Annotated in this window: 21 protein-coding genes and 1 tRNA gene; 20 read left to right on the plus strand and 2 right to left on the minus strand. The window is 33.6% G+C overall.

Annotated features, from left to right (window positions below):
* From Q0410_RS00070 to Q0410_RS00105, 8 genes are all read left to right on the plus strand, one after another.
* On the plus strand, window positions 1-558 hold a 558-nt coding region (locus Q0410_RS00070), incomplete at its 5' end, for an ABC transporter ATP-binding protein (protein WP_299031344.1).
* A gap of 113 nt (window positions 559-671) precedes the next feature.
* Window positions 672-1514, plus strand: coding sequence for a ribosome biogenesis GTPase YlqF (gene ylqF / locus Q0410_RS00075; RefSeq protein ID WP_299031347.1), 843 nt, complete (start codon window positions 672-674; stop codon window positions 1512-1514).
* Window positions 1511-2134 carry a ribonuclease HII gene (locus Q0410_RS00080; RefSeq protein ID WP_299031350.1) on the plus strand — a complete coding sequence of 208 codons (624 nt, stop codon included), beginning with the start codon at window positions 1511-1513 and terminating at the stop codon, window positions 2132-2134. The genes ylqF and Q0410_RS00080 overlap by 4 nt, the downstream gene beginning before the upstream one ends.
* Window positions 2131-2478, plus strand: a complete 348-nt coding sequence (locus tag Q0410_RS00085) for a YraN family protein (protein ID WP_299031353.1) — start codon at window positions 2131-2133, stop codon at window positions 2476-2478. The genes Q0410_RS00080 and Q0410_RS00085 overlap by 4 nt, the downstream gene beginning before the upstream one ends.
* On the plus strand, window positions 2468-3559 hold the full coding sequence (dprA, locus tag Q0410_RS00090) for a DNA-processing protein DprA (protein WP_299031355.1): 1092 nt from the start codon (window positions 2468-2470) through the stop codon (window positions 3557-3559). The genes Q0410_RS00085 and dprA overlap by 11 nt, the downstream gene beginning before the upstream one ends.
* Window positions 3560-3563: 4 nt before the next feature.
* Window positions 3564-5621, plus strand: a complete 2058-nt coding sequence (gene topA, locus Q0410_RS00095; RefSeq protein WP_299031359.1) for a type I DNA topoisomerase — start codon at window positions 3564-3566, stop codon at window positions 5619-5621.
* Between the two features lie 261 nt (window positions 5622-5882).
* A complete protein-coding gene (locus Q0410_RS00100; RefSeq protein ID WP_299031362.1) occupies window positions 5883-6143 on the plus strand; it encodes a hypothetical protein in 261 nt (86 codons plus the stop codon).
* Between the two features lie 17 nt (window positions 6144-6160).
* Window positions 6161-6808 (plus strand): hypothetical protein, encoded by a 648-nt coding sequence (locus Q0410_RS00105; protein ID WP_299031365.1) that lies wholly within the window; start codon window positions 6161-6163, stop codon window positions 6806-6808.
* An 82-nt stretch (window positions 6809-6890) separates the two neighbouring features.
* On the opposite strand, the gene mscL is transcribed toward Q0410_RS00105, so the two are convergent.
* Window positions 6891-7298, minus strand: a complete 408-nt coding sequence (gene mscL, locus Q0410_RS00110) for a large conductance mechanosensitive channel protein MscL (protein ID WP_299031368.1) — start codon at window positions 7296-7298, stop codon at window positions 6891-6893.
* Between the two features lie 96 nt (window positions 7299-7394).
* Here mscL and Q0410_RS00115 point away from each other — a divergent pair, with 96 nt between their 5' ends.
* The 5 genes from Q0410_RS00115 (at window position 7395) to Q0410_RS00135 (ending at window position 10625) form a co-directional block, all read left to right on the plus strand.
* Complete coding sequence (locus Q0410_RS00115; RefSeq protein ID WP_299031371.1) at window positions 7395-7985, plus strand: CoA pyrophosphatase; 591 nt, start codon at window positions 7395-7397, stop codon at window positions 7983-7985.
* Window positions 7975-8805, plus strand: a complete 831-nt coding sequence (locus tag Q0410_RS00120; RefSeq protein WP_299031374.1) for an aminoglycoside 6-adenylyltransferase — start codon at window positions 7975-7977, stop codon at window positions 8803-8805. The genes Q0410_RS00115 and Q0410_RS00120 overlap by 11 nt, the downstream gene beginning before the upstream one ends.
* An 8-nt stretch (window positions 8806-8813) precedes the next feature.
* Complete coding sequence (locus tag Q0410_RS00125) at window positions 8814-10022, plus strand: D-alanyl-D-alanine carboxypeptidase family protein (RefSeq protein WP_299031377.1); 1209 nt, start codon at window positions 8814-8816, stop codon at window positions 10020-10022.
* Window positions 10023-10044: 22 nt separating this feature from the next.
* Window positions 10045-10121, plus strand: a tRNA-Arg gene (locus Q0410_RS00130).
* Window positions 10122-10133: 12 nt separating this feature from the next.
* Window positions 10134-10625: a nucleoside deaminase gene (locus Q0410_RS00135; RefSeq protein ID WP_299031380.1), complete on the plus strand. Its 492-nt coding sequence runs from the start codon at window positions 10134-10136 to the stop codon at window positions 10623-10625.
* Window positions 10626-10647: 22 nt separating this feature from the next.
* On the opposite strand, the gene Q0410_RS00140 is transcribed toward Q0410_RS00135, so the two are convergent.
* Window positions 10648-11052, minus strand: a complete 405-nt coding sequence (locus Q0410_RS00140; protein WP_299031383.1) for a hypothetical protein — start codon at window positions 11050-11052, stop codon at window positions 10648-10650.
* Between the two features lie 136 nt (window positions 11053-11188).
* On the opposite strand from Q0410_RS00140, the gene Q0410_RS00145 reads away from it, so the two are divergent.
* The 7 genes from Q0410_RS00145 to Q0410_RS00175 all read left to right on the plus strand — a co-directional run bounded on the left by Q0410_RS00145 (window position 11189) and on the right by Q0410_RS00175 (window position 18458).
* Window positions 11189-12136 (plus strand): NAD(P)-dependent oxidoreductase, encoded by a 948-nt coding sequence (locus tag Q0410_RS00145; protein ID WP_299031386.1) that lies wholly within the window; start codon window positions 11189-11191, stop codon window positions 12134-12136.
* A complete protein-coding gene (gene udk / locus Q0410_RS00150; RefSeq protein ID WP_299031389.1) occupies window positions 12133-12762 on the plus strand; it encodes a uridine kinase in 630 nt (209 codons plus the stop codon). The genes Q0410_RS00145 and udk overlap by 4 nt, the downstream gene beginning before the upstream one ends.
* Window positions 12752-14557: a 1,4-alpha-glucan branching protein GlgB gene (glgB, locus tag Q0410_RS00155; RefSeq protein ID WP_299031391.1), complete on the plus strand. Its 1806-nt coding sequence runs from the start codon at window positions 12752-12754 to the stop codon at window positions 14555-14557. The genes udk and glgB overlap by 11 nt, the downstream gene beginning before the upstream one ends.
* A complete protein-coding gene (locus Q0410_RS00160; RefSeq protein WP_299031394.1) occupies window positions 14554-15024 on the plus strand; it encodes a UPF0158 family protein in 471 nt (156 codons plus the stop codon). Before glgB ends, Q0410_RS00160 begins: the two co-directional genes overlap by 4 nt.
* Window positions 15021-16187, plus strand: coding sequence for an FAD:protein FMN transferase (locus Q0410_RS00165; RefSeq protein ID WP_299031397.1), 1167 nt, complete (start codon window positions 15021-15023; stop codon window positions 16185-16187). The genes Q0410_RS00160 and Q0410_RS00165 overlap by 4 nt, the downstream gene beginning before the upstream one ends.
* 70 nt (window positions 16188-16257) lie before the next feature.
* Window positions 16258-16911, plus strand: coding sequence for a sugar transferase (locus Q0410_RS00170; protein WP_299031400.1), 654 nt, complete (start codon window positions 16258-16260; stop codon window positions 16909-16911).
* Window positions 16912-16985: 74 nt separating this feature from the next.
* Window positions 16986-18458, plus strand: coding sequence for a DUF1846 domain-containing protein (locus Q0410_RS00175; RefSeq protein ID WP_299031403.1), 1473 nt, complete (start codon window positions 16986-16988; stop codon window positions 18456-18458).
* Window positions 18459-18461: the final 3 nt, after the last annotated feature.

Consider the following 18461-nt stretch of genomic DNA (forward strand, 5'->3'; position numbering starts at 1 on the left):
ACAGGCAAGTCTACCATTTTTAAATTGATAACCAAGGAACTTAGGCCAAGTGATGGAAATATTTTTATTACAGGTAAAAATATTAAAAACATTAGCCGCGAGGAAATTTACGAAAAAATTTCAATTGTGGCTCAAAAACCAATGATCTTTAGGGATTCTATTTTGGCAAATATTGTTCTTTTTGAAGATGGCAGTGAAATTGATTATAAAAAGATTAATGATGCTATAAATAGGTCTGGTCTTTCTTCTTTGATAGAAAATCTTGAAGATGGTTATAACACCGTAATTAAGGATGCAGGATCTAACTTATCTGGTGGCGAGATGCAAAGAATTGAAATAGCTAGGGCCCTGTATAAGGATAACCCAATTATCTTAATAGATGAGGCAACTTCTGCCCTTGATCTTAAGATGGCAAGGGATATTGAAGAGATTCTTGCAAATCTTGATAAGACTATAGTCTCAATTTCTCACAGGCGAGATATTGACTATAGCAAGTATTACGGAAAAATAATAGAAATTAAAGATATGAAAACTGAAGAAGTAGGCAGGTTTAAATAATAAAAAATAACCACAGGGAAATGGTACAATAATGCCATATACCTGTGGTGTTTTAATATATATTTTTTTATTTATCTTAAGTTTGATATAATATTATAGAAAAGAGGTTAATTATGGCACTTAATATAAATTGGTATCCTGGTCATATGAAAAAGACCAAGGAGGAAATTGAGAAAAACCTAAAGCTGGTTGACATAGTTTTAGAAATTATAGATGCGAGGATTCCAGAATCTTCGAGAAATCCTATGCTTGATGATATTATAAAAGATAAGCCAAGGATGATTATTATGAATAAATCTGATTTGGCAGATCTTAAGGAAAACCAAAGATGGATAAACAAGTTTAAAAATGAGGGAATCTTAGCCATTCCTATGAATTCTAAAGAGAGAATAAATGTAGGCAAAATCTATGATATGGCTAAGGAAGTTTTGACAGATAAGTTTAAAAAACACGCAGAAAAAGACATTGACAATCCTCTTATAAGGATGATGATAGTTGGTGTACCAAATTCTGGTAAGTCTACTTTTATAAATAACGTAGCCCAGAGAAAGGGTGCGAGAGTTGGTAACCGTCCAGGTGTTACCCAAACCAAACAGTGGATAAAGACAAATTCTAATTTGCAACTCTTAGATACACCAGGTGTGCTTTGGCCAAAATTTGACGACAGGATTGGCCTTCATCTTTCCTATACAAATGCTATCAAGGATGAAATTGTAAATATAGAAGATTTAACCCTTTATTTTCTAAAGGAAATTGCAAAATCATATCCAGATAATCTCAATGAAAGATACGGCGTAGACCCATCTATGGAAGCCATTGATATTTATGAAGCTATCGCTAAAAGGCGTGGAGCTATAATAGCCGGCGGAGATTTTGATTATACAAGGACTGCAACTATTATCCTAAATGATTTTAGGACAGGAAAGCTTGGAAGAATAACTTTAGAAACTGTATGAAATATTCAGAATATAACGACGAGATAAAAAAAGAAATTTATAAAAAATATGACCGTATAGCTGGTATAGATGAGGTAGGCAGGGGCCCTTTGGCAGGTCCTGTTGTTACTTGTGCGATAATTATGAAAAAGGATTCCCATATTGAGGGAGTAACAGATTCTAAAAAACTAAGCCGCAAAAAAATGCTGGACCTTAAGGAAAAAATCCTTGCTGATGCTATCTCAGTTTCTTACGGGTTTGCCAATTCTAAAAAAATTGACGAGATAAATATCAGGCAAGCGACCCTAGGTGCTATGAAAAATGCCTTAAATCACCTTGAGATTCGCCCAGATATTGTCCTAATTGATGCAGAAAGGATTGATACTGATATCCCTCAACTAAATATAGTTAAGGGTGACCTAAACGAATACGCAATCTCTTGTGCTTCGATTTTAGCCAAGGTTAGAAGGGATGACATTATGATAAATTTTTCTAAAATCTATCCAGGCTATAGTTTTGATACAAATTTTGGCTATGGAACCAAGGCCCACTACGCGGGTCTTGAAAAATATGGAGAAACTCCAATCCATAGGCAAAGTTTCTTAAGAAAATTTCACGAAAGGCAACTATCATTTATATGACAAGAAAAAGAGAAATAGGAGACTTTGGGGAAGACTTAACAGTAGCCTACCTAGAGAAAAATGGCTATAGGATTTTATCTAGAAATTACCTAAAATCTTTTGGAGAGATAGATATAATAGCTATAAAAGATGAAGTGATATCCTTTATAGAAGTGAAAACTCGTAAGTCAGATAAGTTTGCCTATGCAGCTGAAGCGGTTGATTTTTATAAACAAGGGAGAATAAAAAAAGCCAGCCAAGCTTTTCTTATGGAGCGTAAGTTGACTGATTTTTTAATAAGTTTTGATATTTCTGAAGTTTACTTAGATACGAGAGAAATAAATTATATAGAAAATGCTTTTTGATATGAATAAGAGAGATATATTACTTTATTTAAATTATATAAATATAAATAATAGGACTATCCTTGAGATATTTGAGCAAACGTCTTTGGATGATTTTTTTAAAAAGACTAGGCTAGACTATACCTTCCTAAAAGATTCTATCTTTGAGAAGATTTTTAATAGTAAAAACCTAGAAGACTTTAAGGTCTATAGGGAAAAAGTCTCAAGGCTTGGGATAGACTTTGTGACAATTCTTGACGAAACTTACCCAGAAAATTTAAAATACATAGACGATAGGCCAGCTGTTTTATATTATAAGGGTAGTTTAGATAAGCTTTCCGATAGCCAGTCTATCGCCTTTGTTGGAGCAAGGAAGTGCACAGACTATGGCAAGTGGGCTTGCAAAAATTTAGCAAGCTCAATTTCTATGGCAGGTCTTACAACAGTTTCTGGCCTAGCTTATGGGATTGATGCCATGTGTCATAAGGCGACCTTAGACGTGGGTGGTAGAACTATCGGAGTTATTGGCTGTGGAATTGATGAGGTTTATCCCAAGGCTAATAAATTTTTGTATGAAAGAATCGAAGAAGAAGGTTTGATTTTATCGGAATTTCCCCTAGGAACACCTCCCAGAGCATATAATTTCCCTAGGAGAAATAGGATAATATCAGGGATTTCTCTTGCAACAGTAGTTATAGAAGCCAAGGAAAAGTCAGGAACTATGATTACAACCAGGTGCGCCCTTGAACAGGGCAAGGAAGTTTTTGCCATTCCTGGAAATATTAATTCTATTTATTCTAAGGGAACCAACAAGCTTATCCAAGATGGATCCAAGCTTATCATGTGTGCAGATGACATCTTAGAAGAGCTTGACTATCTTTTGGACAAAAAAACTGATAAAAAGATAATTGACTACTCTACACTTGATAAAGATGAAGTTAGTGTAGTAAGATATATTGAGACTAATCCAAATACAAGTGCTGATGATTTGGCCCTTAATTTGGATTTTGAAATAGATGTGATAAATTTTCTTTTAACAAGTTTAGAATTAAAAGATGTAATTGAAAATATAGGAAATAATGAATTTACAATAAAGGAGTGAGACTTTGGCTAAAAATCTAGTAATAGTTGAGTCACCTACCAAGGCCAGGTCAATTTCAAAAATGCTCGGCAGAAACTATAAGGTAAAGGCAACTGTAGGCCACCTTAGGGACCTGCCAAAAAGCAAGTTTGGAGTTGACATAAAAAACAACTTTGAACCTGAATATATCAAGGTAAGGGGTAGGGCTAAAACTATTAATGAGCTAAAAAAAGAAGCTGACAAGGCTGACAAGGTATATCTAGCAACAGACCCGGATAGGGAAGGTGAGGCCATATCTTGGCACTTAGAATATCTTTTAGACCTTGATCCAAAGGAAAATAACAGGGTAGAATTTCACGAAATAACCAAAAACAATGTCCTAGCTGCTATGAAAAATCCTAGGAAAATTGATAAAAATCTTGTAGATGCCCAACAAGCAAGGAGGGTCATGGATAGGATAGTAGGTTATGAGATAAGTCCAATCTTGTGGAAGAGAGTAAAATCAGGTCTTTCTGCAGGCCGTGTCCAATCAGTTGCCCTAAAATTAATAGTAGACAGGCAGACTGAAATTGATAAATTTGTTCCAGATGAATATTGGAGTATAACTGCCAAGCACAAGTATGATAATATCTCATTTGAATCTGAGTTTTACGGTTCAAAATCCAAAAAAATGAAGATTTCAAATGAAACTGGGGCCAACAAGGTCTTAGACAAAATTGATAAGGATAAGTTTAACCTAGTATCAATTTCTAAGACAAAAAGAAAGAGACGTCCTTATGCTCCATACACAACCTCAACCCTCCAACAAGATGCATCAAATAGGCTTGGGTTTTCTACCAAGTTTACCATGCAACTTGCCCAACAACTTTACGAAGGAATTGATATTGGTAAGGAAGGGACAGTAGGTCTAATTTCCTACATGAGAACAGATGCTACAAGGATTTCAAATGAAATCGTAGGCGAATCTCTAAGATATATCAAGGATAAATATGGAGACAAGTATGCTGGTCGCGGTAATACCTATTCAGGTAAGAAAAAAGGCAGCCAAGATGCCCATGAGGCCATAAGACCAACCTCTATCTTTAGAGATCCAATTTCTCTTAAAACCTACCTAACAGACCAACAATATAAGCTCTATAAATTAATTTGGTCAAGGGTGGTAGCAAGTCAAATGGCTGATTATGAATATTTATCTACCCAAATTAATTTTGATAATAATGGCCTTATCTTTAGGTCAAATGGTAAGATTACACTTTTTGATGGTTTTAATAAATTATATGGAAATCTAGATAGTGAAAATATTCTACCAGACCTTAAGGAAGGCGACGTAATAAGTGCAGAAAAAATAACTAAAGATCAGCACTTTACCAATCCTCCAGCGAGATATACAGAAGCATCCCTAGTAAAAACCTTGGAAGAATTTGGTATAGGTAGACCATCAACCTATTCTGCTACCATAAATCAGATTATGTCAAGAAACTACGTAGAACTTGACGGAAGAAGTATCTATCCAACAGAACTTGGAAAAACAGTAAATGAATTTTTGCAAGAAAACTTTGACGATGTGATAAACGTAGAGTTTACAGCTGAAATGGAAAATGCTCTCGATAGGATAGCAGAAGATGAAGTATTTTGGAAAGATGTCCTAAAAGACTTTTATAAGGACTTTAGAAAGGACATGGATGCAGTAAAAAAAGATACAACTGACTATAAGGTCAAGGATAAAATCTTAGATGAAAAATGTCCTAAATGCGGAAAACCTCTTGCAATAAAGCACGGCAGGAATGGTAAATTTATAGGATGTACCGGTTTTCCAGATTGTGACTTTACCAAGTCAATTATAAAAACAACTGGAGTTAAGTGTCCTAAGTGCAAGGACGGAGAGATTATAGAAAGAGTATCAAAAAGAGGTAAGAGATTTTACGGATGTAGCAACTATCCAAAATGTGACTATGCCCTATGGGATAAACCAACAGGTGAAAAGTGCCCAGAATGTGGAAATCTATTAATCCATAAGAAAAATAGGAAGACAGACGTAATAAAATGTTCTGCCTGTGATTATGTAAAAGTAAAGAATAGATAAAAAATAACAAAACTTAGCCCCTAAAATCTAAAATATAGATTTTGGGGGTTTTTATGTGAAGTTAATAGAAAAAGCACTGAGGCCACTTAGTAAATATTTGTGATGTATATGAAAGATAATCTTTATATAAATAAGGAAGATTTATCAAAATTGAGACTTGTAATAATATAATAATCAAGTAAAGTATTTGCAAATAAAAATAACAGAGGAGTTTTTTATGAAAAAACAAACAAGGTATTAGCAAGTGCACTTATCGGAACTGTGATATTTTCAAGTTTAGCGGCTGCTCCAGCAAATAGGCTTAAGTCTAACTTGGGTATTGAAAATATAGCTTATGCAGATGTAAACACAAATAATATAAAACTAACTAATTTCACCTACGACTATGATAGCAAAATTAATACTCTAGAATTTACTGGTCTAAGTTCCAAAAATCTTGGTCCAGTTGATGAATTTTTGGGAGTTTTTTGGTCTAATGATGGCCTAGTAAGTAGAAGTATAGAATTTGGTGTAATAGCCTAGAAGACAAAAATGGAAAAATGGTAGTCTCTTTCCCAGGAGAAGAAATAAGAAATATTAGTCTAGTATTTAAAAACCTATATTTAGGGGTAAATTTTATTCCTGAGAAGGGAGAAGGTATTAGCGTAGATTCTGTTGAAGTTTTAAATCTAGAATCTTATAGAAAAGATAATAAACAAATGCTATTTAAAAGCATTAATAAAAATATATTTAATAAAAAAGAGTTGGATTATATAGATCAAATTTTTGCTAGAGGCGATAGTATTATGACAATATCACAAAATCACGTAAAAATAAAAAAGGTAATTAGTGATTTTGGTCCGACATTGGATGAAATGGAGGCAAGTGGTAAGTATACTTCAGAACAGATAGTAGCAAAGAGTCACGAATTTTTTACTGCAGGCCTAGAAAAAATCTTATATGGAAAAGCGTTAGAACAAAAACCTAAAAAAGAAACTCCTAAAAAGGAACTTAGTGTAAAAGAAAATCTTAAGAAAGCTATATATGACAATAAAATTATGACTAAGGCTGCTCAACTATTATTAGATACAGTTCCAGACTTAGGCGAAGAATTAACCCAAAAACTTCAAGATCTTGTAAAAGACTCACAAGCTCTAGTAAAGCAAGCTGAAAAAGCTCTTGCAAAACTAGAAGGATCCAATAAATAAAGATTAAAGCTAAGAAAAACAAATAAATATAAATAAAAAAGGGCTTTTGCAAAATTTAAATATTTGCAAAAGCCCCTTAAATTTATTCTAATGAGTTTGAGTAATTTTCAAGCTTAGATGTACATTCTGGACATCTAGTAGCGTCGATATCTATCTTGCTCTTGCAATAAGGACAAGTTTTCTCTGTCTCTTCTGCTGCTTCTTCTTTATGGAAGTTATTTATAGCTTTAACGATTAAAAATAAAACAAAAGCTATGATAATAAATGAAATAATAGCATTTATAAGATTACCAATCTTAAGAGTAGCTCCACCAATACTTACAACGAGGTCTTCGTAGTTAACACCTGCAGTTAAACCTGCGATAATTGGCATTAATAAATCATCAACAAGGCTATTAACTATAGCTGTAAAAGCAGATCCCATGATAAGACCAACAGCCATATCTAATACATTGCCACGGGCAATAAATTCCTTAAATTCTTTAAACATAATAATTCCTTTCTATATTTCTAAAATACTCTTTTATTATACTCTTATTACTTGACTTTATCACCATATTTATATATGATTTTATTAGGAGTGTCTATGAAATATTTACAAGTAGATGATGATTTTTTAGATAGATTAAAGCCATATGCTGTTTTTATTCCCCTAATAGAAGTAGACAGCAAAGACCACATACTTTTTGAGGTAAGAAGTAACATAGTTAGTCAACCTGGTGAGGTTTCCTTTCCAGGAGGTGGGGTAGAAAAAGGAGAAGACTTTAAAGAAGCTGCCATAAGAGAGACTATGGAAGAATTAATTTTAGAAAGAGATGATATAACTTACCTTGGTTATTCGTCTATGATTCTTACATCTTCTTATAGGCATATAAAAAGTTTTTATGGTAGAATTAATAAAAATTTAGAAGAAATAAAGTATAATAGGGAAGTAGAGTCAATTTTTACTGTTGACCTTGACTTTTTTATAAATAATCCTCCCATATCTTATAGGGCACCTTATAGGATGGATTTTCCAAAAGATTTTCCCTTTGATAAGATACCAAATGGTAAGGATTATAAGTTTCAAACCGGATATAATGAAATGTTTTTCTATGACACCAAGCCTGTAATTTGGGGTTTGACAGCAAAAATGCTAAAAAACTTTATAGAAAGTTGGAGTAAGGATGAGAAATGATATTTCGCAAAAAATAAAAGATTATGCAAGGACAAATCCTGCTATAGAGTCTGTTTTTTATGTGAAAAGAAAAAATGATGACGAATTTTATAGTATATATACAGTGGCAAGTGAGATTATCATAGCTAAACTTGAAGAAGAATTTAAGGGACTTTTTGACGATGTAATCTTTGTAAATAGGGTTAAAGAAAAAGTTGAACTTGATAAAAATAAGTTTTCTTATACAACCATAGACTTATATAAAATGGATAATATAAAGATTTCTGAGTCAATAATAAGTAGCGACCTTGCAGAAGAATTTATAAAAACTTTGCCAGCTGATGTAGAGTTTTTATATAATAAACCAGGATCAAAGGTACTTTTACCAAATAATGAATTTACCTTTAAATCTGTTAAGGAATATGAATTTAGTCAGACAGTCAAAAACTTTTTTGCCGCGGCTATAGAAGTATCCCTTTATATAAGTCAAAATAATGCTCTAGCTGCCGCCATAAGGATGGAAGATTTAAGAGATGAACTTGTAAAAATGCTTAAAATCCATGTGGTAAATAAATATAAGGGTGGTAGAGACATAGGTAAGGATGGAAGCGAATTTGCCCATACCCTTGCCAAGGAATACAAGGATGATTTTGAAAGTACCTTCCATGATATAAATCCAATTAGTATTTACAATAGTCTTTTTAAGGCTTGTATGCTTTTTAGAAAAATTGGCATGCTTGAAGCAGATTTTATGGGTTTTGATTATGATAGAGAAGTAGATGTGAGGACTCTAAGGCTTTTAAGAAATAATTATAAAAGGCTTGAATCCTTTCTAAACTAGGAGTGATTATGAAATATAAATATAAGTTAGCAAGTCTAGTTATGGCAGCTTTTATCTTTTTTATGCCTATAAGTCTTGCAGCAGGGCAAAATAAAATAGTAGGTCTAGATGATAATGTTAAAACCTACTTTATAGCCAATGAAGAAAATGGAGAGGTTTACTATGAGAAAAATGCCGACGAGCCAAGGGCTATGGCTTCTTTAAGTAAGCTTATGACTTTTTTATTAACCAAAGAAGCCCTTGATGCTGGCGATATTTCCTTAGATACTAAGGTTAAGGCTGATAAAGAAGCAGAAAATTTAACAAGCAGGGAATATTCGGCCCTAGGAGTTAGAGAAGGTGAGACTTATACAGTTGATGAGCTTCTTAAAGGACTTATAGCTGTATCAGGCAATGATTGTGCCTATCTTTTAGCCAATACTATTTCAGTCTCAGAGGCAGGTTTTGCCAGAGAGATGAATGAAAAAGCAAAAGAGCTTGACCTAGAAAGCCAAATATATTATAATGCTAGTGGTATAGAAACAGAAGATGGATATCAAAATACTTCTTCTGCCAGAGACTTATTTAAATTAAGTCAATATATATTAAAAACTTATCCAGAAATTTTAGACTACGCTGCTATTAGAGAGGTTAAAGATCCTCTTCGTGATATTGATAAGAAGTCAACCATTCCACTTATGGATGAGATAAAGGGAGTAGATGGTCTAAAGACAGGTACAACTGATGAGGCTGGATATTGTTTAGTTACAACTATAGATATGAAGGAACTTGACGCTAAGGATGATTTTAGAGCAATCGGTGTTGTCATGGGTGCAGATCAAAAAGATACCAGAGATATGGTAATGAGCGATTTGATTTATTATGTTTCTAAATACTTTTCTCAAAGAACAGTTCTAGATACCAATGTTCCAATAAAATCTATAAAAGATATTAGCGTAAAACAAGGATATATAGATTTTTATCCCAAAAAAGATATAAAAATGATAATAAAAGAAGGCGAAAATCCTACAATAAAGTATAATATAAAAGAAGACGTAAAAGCGCCTATAAAAGAGAATGAAGATCTAGGTGAAGTTGAGATTTCTTATAAGGATGAAACAGAAACTGTAGGTCTATTTTCAAAAAAGGCCCTTGATAAGGCTAGTCTTTTCTCAAGAGTTATAAGAACTATCGAAGATTCTGCTAACTTTTTATTAAAGACATTGATAGCAAGATAAAGGCAAAATTTTTGCCTTATATGTATCGGTAGCTCAGCTGGATAGAGCACTGCCCTCCTAAGGCAGGTGTCGGAGGTTCGAATCCTCTTCGGTACACCAAAAGGAAATAATATGCAAGATTTATTTACAAAAGCTGATAAGTTTTTTATGACAGAAGCTATAAATGAAGCCAAACTTGCAAAATCAATTGACGAGGTCCCGATAGGGGCCGTTGTTGTTTGTGGGGATGAAATAGTTGGCAGGGGACATAATTTTACCTATAAGGGTAAAAGTGCCTTAAACCATGCCGAAATCTATGCCCTAAAAGAAGCAGGTAAAAATATTGGAGACTTCAGGTTAGAGGAATGTACCATGTATGTATCTTTAGAACCATGCCTTATGTGTGCTGGTGCTATTATGCATTCTAGGATAAAAAGGCTTGTTATAGCCTGTAAGGACCCAAAGAGGGGAGGTTTTTCTACATCCTTTATAGATAAAGATAGCCCCCACTTAAATGTACCTGATATATCTTATGGTCTAATGGAAGAAGAATCTCTAAGGGAACTACAAAGTTTTTTCAGGGCCTTAAGAGCAAAGAAAAAAAGCCAGGATAAACTAAGTTAAACTTAGTTCTATCATGGCTTTTTTAGTCCTTGATTTCCGCTATAAATTGCCAGCTAATACCATACCTATCTACAAAACTTGTAAAAAGTTTAGTGTTTATTCTTTGCGGCTCACTTTTTACGGTAGAATCTTTCTCAAAATTTATATAGGCCCTATAAAGATTATCTGAATCAGTTTCGATTACAATCCTTAAGTTGTTTCCCTTGACGTAGGTTTCATCGTTGGTTACATCATATAAATAAACCCTATTTCCATATATCTCTAGGTAGGAATTATAAATCCTATCCCTAATTTCTGGAGGGTAGTTAAACTTTTCAAAGTCCTTGTATCTAATTAATTTTTCTGGATACTCGAGGTCAAAAATATCACAATAATAATTTATAGCCTCCATACATAAACCATTTTTAAAAGCTAAAGCTACTGCCATCGTTCTTCCTTTCTATCTCTATATTAATTTATCATAAGAGCTTAAAATTTTCAACTGTAAGTCTAGTTTAAATTTATAAAATATGATACTTAGAGTATAATGGTATAAAATAAGTTTTAAGTAAAGGAGCATATAAATGAAGATAAGCCTCATTGATCCATTAGAAGTTAAAGAATCGTATATAGAGGAACAAAAGGAAAAACTTGAAAAACTTGGCCATGAATTTACTTATTATAAGGAAAGTGCCAAGGATGAGGAAGAAAAAATAGAAAGACTTAAAGATAGTGATATTGCTATAATAACTAATAAGCCAATTTCTAAAAAGGTTATAGAAAATACCAAGCTAGAACTTATTGACGTTGCCTTTACAGGAGTTGACCATGTTGATTTAGATGCATGTAAGGAAAATAATATCAAAGTCTTAAACGCATCTGGATACTCTGATGATTCGGTAGCTGAACTTGTAATAGGACTTACCATCAGTGTTTTAAGGAAGTTTAATCAAAACAGGGAAAACATTTTTAATAAAGAAAATAATTACCTTCTAGGTTCTCTAATAAAGGGCAAGACTTTTGGGGTTATAGGCACTGGAAATATCGGTAAGAAGCTTATAGAATTATTAAAGGTTTTTGATTGTAAAATTATAGCCTACTCAAGAACAGAAAAAGAAGATATAAAAGCTCTTGGGGTAGAATATGTCGACCTTAAGACCCTTCTTAAAGAAGCAGATATAGTATCTCTTCATATACCAAATAATAAAGAAACCAAAAACTTCTTAGGAAAAGAAGAGCTTGATCTTATGAAGGAAGGGGCAGTTTTAATAAATTGTGCTAGAGGGGCTGTGGTTGATAATGACTATATAGCTAGCTTGTTAAATGCTGATAAACTAAGGGCAGGTATAGACGTATTTGATATGGAACCACCACTTCCAGAAGATTATCCACTAAGAAATGCCAAAAATGTCATCCTAACAAACCATGTCGCCTTCTATACAGAAGAAGCTATGCAAATTAGGGCAGACATAGTTTTTGATAATCTTTATTCCTATCTAGAAGGAGAAATTAAAAACGAGATAAGCTTATGATTGAGCCAAAAATCGTAGCCATAGCTGGTGGCTCTGCCTCTGGCAAGTCTTCGATTGTAAAGACCATAGCAGAAACCTTTAAGGATAATTTAATAGTTATAGGTCATGATAACTACTACAGAGCCCATGATGATATAGATTTTGAAGAAAGAAAATTATTAAATTATGACCACCCAAAAGCCTTTGATACTGACCTGTTTTGCAAAGACCTAGAAAAATTATTGAGGGGTGAGGAAATAGAAATGCCCCTTTATGATTATAAAATTCACACCAGAAGCAATAAAACAGTAAATATCAAGGCTAAGAAGATTATTCTTATAGAAGGAATTTTGGTTCTTTATGATCAAAGAATAAGAGAACTTACAGATACCAAGGTCTTTGTAGATGCTGATAGCGATATTAGACTAAAAAGAAGAATCCTTAGAGATACAGTTGAGAGAGGTAGGTCAGTAGAATCTTGCCTTACCCAGTATATAGAGCAAGTAAAACCCATGCATGAAAAATACGTGGAACCAAGCAAGAAGTATGCTGACATTATTATCCCAAGAGGGGCGAAAAATACAAAAGGTATAGAAATTTTGTCTAAACATATAGAAAATATGATAGGAAATACTTATGAAAGTTAATATTTTACCAACAGACTACACAAAAATAAAAGATTATATAGAAGGAAACTCCACCATTGGCCATAAGATTTGGGGAGCGCTTGCCTATGAAGATGGATATATCTTTAGGGTCTATGCTCCAAATGCAGATGAAGTTTATATAAAGGGAGACTTTACTGGTTGGCAAAATGAAAGACTTATAAAAAACGATGAATATGGATATTTTTATGGCTTTTACAAGGCTAAGGTTAACGACTATTACAAGTATATAGTAGTTAAGGATGGGAAATGGATAGAAAAAACTGATCCATTTGCCCACGCTATGGATGGCGAAGGTGACTTTGCAGCAAGAATTACAAAAGAAGATGACTACGTTTTTAAGGATGAGAAATTTTTAAAAACTAGGAACAAAAATTTTGATAAGCCCCTAAATATTTATGAACTACACATGGGATCTTTTATGAGATTTGCTGGTAAGGTAAATTTCCTAGACATAGTTGATAAGTTAATTGACCATGTTAAGGAAATGGGCTACACCCATGTTGAAATCATGCCTGTAACAGAATATCCTTTCTACCCATCTTGGGGCTACCAATCGACAGGATTTTTTGCCATAAGTCATAGGTATGGAAGCGCATCTGACTTTAAAAAGTTTGTCGACCTTCTTCACCAAAATGACATAGGAGTTATCCTTGATGTAGTAGCAGTCCACTATGCTTCTGATTTTTATGGTCTAGATCATTTTGATGGAACTAGCATGTATGAATCAAAATATATGGACCTAAAGTATTCTGAGTGGGGATCAAATAACTTTGATTACTCAAAGGGCCACGTAAGAAGTTTTATGAAATCGTCAATGGCCTATTTAATTGAAGAATTTCACCTAGACGGGATCAGGATTGATGCAGTCTCCTACATGGTATTTTATAATGGCAATAAGGACAGGGGTGTCCATAATGATAACATCTTCTTTATAAAAAACTTAAATGAAACATTAGAAAAACTACACCCTGATGTAATGAGGATAGCAGAGGATTCTTCTAATTATCCAAAGGTAACCCACCCAGTTTCAGAAGGTGGTCTTGGCTTTGATTACAAGTGGGATATGGGCTGGATGAATGATACCTTGAGGTATTTTAAGGTTGATTCTATAAATAGGAGAGATTACCAGACTAATATCAATTTTTCAATGTATTATTATTACAATGAGAAATTCCTCCTACCTTTAAGTCACGATGAGGTTGTTCATCTTAAAAAATCCATGGTAGATAAGATGAATGGGTCCTATGAAGATAAGTTTAAACAGTTAAAGGTTCTTATGACCTACCAAATCACCCATCCAGGTAAGACTTTAAACTTTATGGGCAATGAAATAGCGACCTTCGAAGAATGGAATGAAAGTGTGGGCATAAGGTGGGACTACCTAGGATATCCAAGCCATAATAATTATAATAAATTTATTAAAGATTTAAATAAACTTTATAAAGACGAAAAGGCCTTTTTCAAGTATGATTATGATAAGGAAGGTTTTGAATGGAAGGTAGTAGACGATAACGATAACTCTGTTTTTGCTTATGAAAGGCTAGCAGATGGTGATAGGTACCTAGTTATCCTAAATATGGCTAATACCTACCAAGCCTCCTATGAAATACCTTACGATGAAGACTTAGTTTTCGAAGAAGTTTTAAATTCTCTAGATGAGAAGTACGGTGAATATAGAAAAGAAAAGAGAAAAATAGAAGTTAAGAAAGGAAATAATCTTAATATAGAGCTTTGGCAATATGAAGCAGCAATCTTTAAGATAAGAGAAATATGAAAGACAGAAAACCAATAAACCTATCATGGTTAGTTGAAAAATGGACCTTGATAGATGAGGACACATATCTTAAAAATATGTGGTTAAACAAAGAATCTCTTGATTTTATTAGGATAAATAAGGAGATTCAAACAAGAGAAGACATTGAAGAATCCTATATAGATATAGACCAAGATGTAGAAAATTACGTCCTAATGCCAGGAACAAGTGAGATTGATAATAACGACATAAGAGATGCCTTTATTTCAACACTTGATAGGAGGGATAGGGATGCCTTTATGGAAAATGCAGAATTTATCGCACCAAGTGCTGAGTTTTTAGATACAGTCTATGAATTAGGACTTGAAGGTAAATGGAACGACTTTAGAGATAAGGTTGCAGCAGGAGTGTTACTAAGTTGGGCAGAAAACGAAGGTCTATCTATCAACAAGGATATGGATACAATTAATATAAATAAAATAATATGAAAAAATTATTTATGATTTTGGCACTGGCCGCTACACTTTCGGCTTGTGCCAATATTAATGAAAAGGAAAATATAGAAAAACCGAAACTAGAAGCAGTAAAGGACGGATCTTCAGAAGCAGAGGTTAAGGAAAGTGAAAAACCTGGCTTAAGTGAAGAAGATAAAGAGCCTGCTCAAAAAATAGAAAATACCGATTTAGAAAAACATACCGTAAAGGTCTATGAGTACTTTGATACTATCACAACCTTTATGGCCTACACCAAGGATGAAAAAGAGTTTGATCACTATGTAAACGTATTAAAAGATGAACTTAAAACCTACCACGAACTATATAACTCCTACGATGCCTTTGATGGGGTAAATAATTTTAGGACCATAAACGAAAATGCAGGAAAAGAACCTGTTAAAGTAGATGAGAGAGTAATAGAGCTTATAGATTATTCTAAAGAAATGTATGAGCTAACTGGTGGCAAAATTAATATAGCCATGGGCTCACTTTTGGGACTTTGGCATGATTATAGGGAGATATCCCTAGATAATCCTGATAAAGCAGCTATCCCGGAAGAAAGTATGTTAGTTGAGGCAAGTCAGCATGAGGATATAGACTCTATAGTTGTAGATGAGGAAAATAAAACAGTCTTTATAAAAGATCCTGAAGTACAAATAGACATAGGAGCCATAGGTAAGGGTTATGCGACAAAGATAATAGCAAATAGGCTCCAGGAAGAAGGACTTAAGCATGGTATCCTATCAGTTGGTGGGGATGATGTACTAATAGGAAATAATCCTGCAAGTGAAAATTCCTACTATAAGATAGCCATCCAAAATCCAAATCTAGAAGATAAGGAAAATCCATACTCATCTGTAGTTAGCCTAAAAAATACATCTGTAGTTACAAGTGGGGACTATCAGAGATACTTTATGGTAGATGGTAAGAGATACCACCACATAATAGATCCTGACACCATGTATCCATCAACTAAATGGAGGTCAGTATCTGTAATAATGGATGATATAGCTAGGGCTGATACTATTTCAACTTATCTTTTTATCCTAGATCTAAAAGAAGGTCAGGACTTTGCCAAAAAGATTGGCGCAGAAGTCATGTGGATAGATGAACAGTACAAATCATATACAACTGACAATTGGCCAGAAGTTAATTAATAAAAGAGGCTAGACTATTTATAAAATTGAAGTTTAATAATCTAATGATTAAATAAACTTGAGGATAATTGTGAAAAAGATAAATGAAGATTTAATTTATGAAAAATTAAATAAAAAATGGGTTAGTTTATTTTTTAAAAGATTTTTTGATATCCTGATATCCCTCATAGTCCTTATAATAATCGCCATACCCATGTTAGTAATTGCGATTTTTATAAAATTTGATTCCAAGGGACCTGTCTTTTATAAACAAGAGAGGTTGACTAAGGGTAAAAAGCCATTTTATATAATCAAGTTTAGGACAATGAGAGTGGGGGCTGATAAAAATCTTGATAACTTGACAGTAAAAAACGACCCTAGGATAACAAGGACAGGATCCTTTCTAAGAAAGTGGAAGCTAGATGAACTTCCTCAATTTATAAATGTTTTAAAGGGCGATATGTCCTTGGTAGGTCCAAGGCCAGAGACTCCAAAGATGGTAAATTTATATCCAAATTATTATGATGTAATTTTTGCAGTAAGACCTGGAATAACTGACTATGCCTCTATCGAATTTAGGAATGAATCTGAATACTATGATTCTATAGAAGATAGTGAAAAAATTTATCTTGAAAAAATCCTCCCAATTAAGATTGATCTTAAGTTAAAATATATAGAAAATCTGTCACTTAAAACAGATATTATAATTCTTTTTAAGACAGCAATGACAATTATTACAAAATAAGACGTAAATTTGTGCGTCTTATTTTTTTTATAGAAATTTAAAGGTATAATTAAAAGGTATAGATGGAGGTTATTGTGAAATTAGCTTTTGATAATGATAAATATATAAAAGAACAATCTGCAAAGATTGTTGAAAGAATAAGTCACTTTGATAAATTATACCTAGAATTTGGAGGTAAGCTCTTCGACGATGCTCACGCATCAAGGGTTTTGCCAGGATTTTTGCCAGATTCTAAACTTAGGATGCTCTTAAATATAAAAGATAAGACAGAGATAATTATTACTATAAATGCTAAAGATATTGAAAATACAAAGATTAGAGGAGATAATGGTATATCTTATGATACTGAGGCTATAAGGCTTAAGTCATATCTTGAAGACTTTGGATTTTTGGTATCTGCTATTGTTATTACTCAATTTGACTACCAAGAAAAGGCTCTTAAATACAGCCAATACCTTGACAACCTTGGTATAAAAAATTACAAGACTTACGATATTGAAGGCTACCCAAATGACCTTGGAAAAATTATTTCAGAGGAGGGCTTTGGAAAAAACGACCATGTTAAAACAACTAGACCCTTAGTAGTAGTAACAGGTCCAGGACCTGGTTCAGGAAAAATGGCAACCTGCCTGTCTCAGATGTATCTTGACCATGAAAATGGAGTAAATGCTGGCTACGCTAAGTTTGAGACTTTTCCAATATGGAACCTATCTTTAAAACACCCAGTCAATATGGCCTATGAGTCAGCCACAGCTGACCTTGATGATGTGAATATGATAGACCCTTATCACCTTGAAGCCTATGGTAAGTCTGCCGTATCCTATAATAGGGATGTAGAAGCCTTTCCTATCTTAAAGAAGATGTTTGAAAAAATCATGGGAAAATCTCCTTACAAGTCTCCAACAGATATGGGCGTAAATATGGTTGGTTTTTGTATAATTGATGAAAAGGCAGCCACAGAAGCCTCCAAGGCTGAAATCATAAGAAGGTACTACAATACCCTTATTGATTATAGGATGGCCAAACAACATATACATACCCTAGAGAAGATTCAGATTTTAATGAGCCAGCTAGAAATAACTAGTGATGATAGGCTTGTGGCCCTTGAAGCAAGAAAGAAGGCAGAAAGGACAGGTACGGAAGCCTTTGCCATAGAGTTAGATGATGGCGAAATAATAACAGGTAAGAAAAGTGACCTTCTAAGTGCGCCTTCAGCCTGTATCTTAAATGCCCTTAAGAAACTTGGCAAACTCGATGATGAGATCTTACTTATATCTCCACATATTATCGAACCTGTTTCAGAGCTTAAGACTAAAGACTTAGGCGGGAAGGTTACAAGTCTATCTGTAAACGAGATGCTTATAGCCCTATCAATTTCAGCTACAACAAATCCGCTAACCCATATGGCCATAGAAAAACTAAGTGAACTTAGGGGATTAGATGCACATTCAACAGTTATACTAAATGAGTCACAAAAATCTATGCTTAGAAAACTTGGGCTAAACTTTACCCAAGACCCAGGGTTTTCAGCAGAAGATTATAGGTAATAA

It is taken from the genome of uncultured Anaerococcus sp. (assembly GCF_937934665.1).
Taxonomy (GTDB): domain Bacteria; phylum Bacillota; class Clostridia; order Tissierellales; family Peptoniphilaceae; genus Anaerococcus.

Coding starts and splice junctions, on each gene's coding strand:
- Q0410_RS00125 (WP_299031377.1), top strand. CDS start 8,814: ATGAAATATAAATATAAGTTAGCAAGTCTAGTTATGGCAGCTTTTATC.
- Q0410_RS00145 (WP_299031386.1), top strand. CDS start 11,189: ATGAAGATAAGCCTCATTGATCCATTAGAAGTTAAAGAATCGTATATA.
- dprA (WP_299031355.1), top strand. CDS start 2,468: ATGCTTTTTGATATGAATAAGAGAGATATATTACTTTATTTAAATTAT.
- ylqF (WP_299031347.1), top strand. CDS start 672: ATGGCACTTAATATAAATTGGTATCCTGGTCATATGAAAAAGACCAAG.
- glgB (WP_299031391.1), top strand. CDS start 12,752: ATGAAAGTTAATATTTTACCAACAGACTACACAAAAATAAAAGATTAT.
- Q0410_RS00105 (WP_299031365.1), top strand. CDS start 6,161: ATGGTAGTCTCTTTCCCAGGAGAAGAAATAAGAAATATTAGTCTAGTA.
- udk (WP_299031389.1), top strand. CDS start 12,133: ATGATTGAGCCAAAAATCGTAGCCATAGCTGGTGGCTCTGCCTCTGGC.
- Q0410_RS00160 (WP_299031394.1), top strand. CDS start 14,554: ATGAAAGACAGAAAACCAATAAACCTATCATGGTTAGTTGAAAAATGG.
- Q0410_RS00135 (WP_299031380.1), top strand. CDS start 10,134: ATGCAAGATTTATTTACAAAAGCTGATAAGTTTTTTATGACAGAAGCT.
- Q0410_RS00085 (WP_299031353.1), top strand. CDS start 2,131: ATGACAAGAAAAAGAGAAATAGGAGACTTTGGGGAAGACTTAACAGTA.
- Q0410_RS00080 (WP_299031350.1), top strand. CDS start 1,511: ATGAAATATTCAGAATATAACGACGAGATAAAAAAAGAAATTTATAAA.
- Q0410_RS00165 (WP_299031397.1), top strand. CDS start 15,021: ATGAAAAAATTATTTATGATTTTGGCACTGGCCGCTACACTTTCGGCT.
- mscL (WP_299031368.1), bottom strand. CDS start 7,298: ATGTTTAAAGAATTTAAGGAATTTATTGCCCGTGGCAATGTATTAGAT.
- Q0410_RS00140 (WP_299031383.1), bottom strand. CDS start 11,052: ATGGCAGTAGCTTTAGCTTTTAAAAATGGTTTATGTATGGAGGCTATA.
- Q0410_RS00120 (WP_299031374.1), top strand. CDS start 7,975: ATGAGAAATGATATTTCGCAAAAAATAAAAGATTATGCAAGGACAAAT.
- Q0410_RS00115 (WP_299031371.1), top strand. CDS start 7,395: ATGAAATATTTACAAGTAGATGATGATTTTTTAGATAGATTAAAGCCA.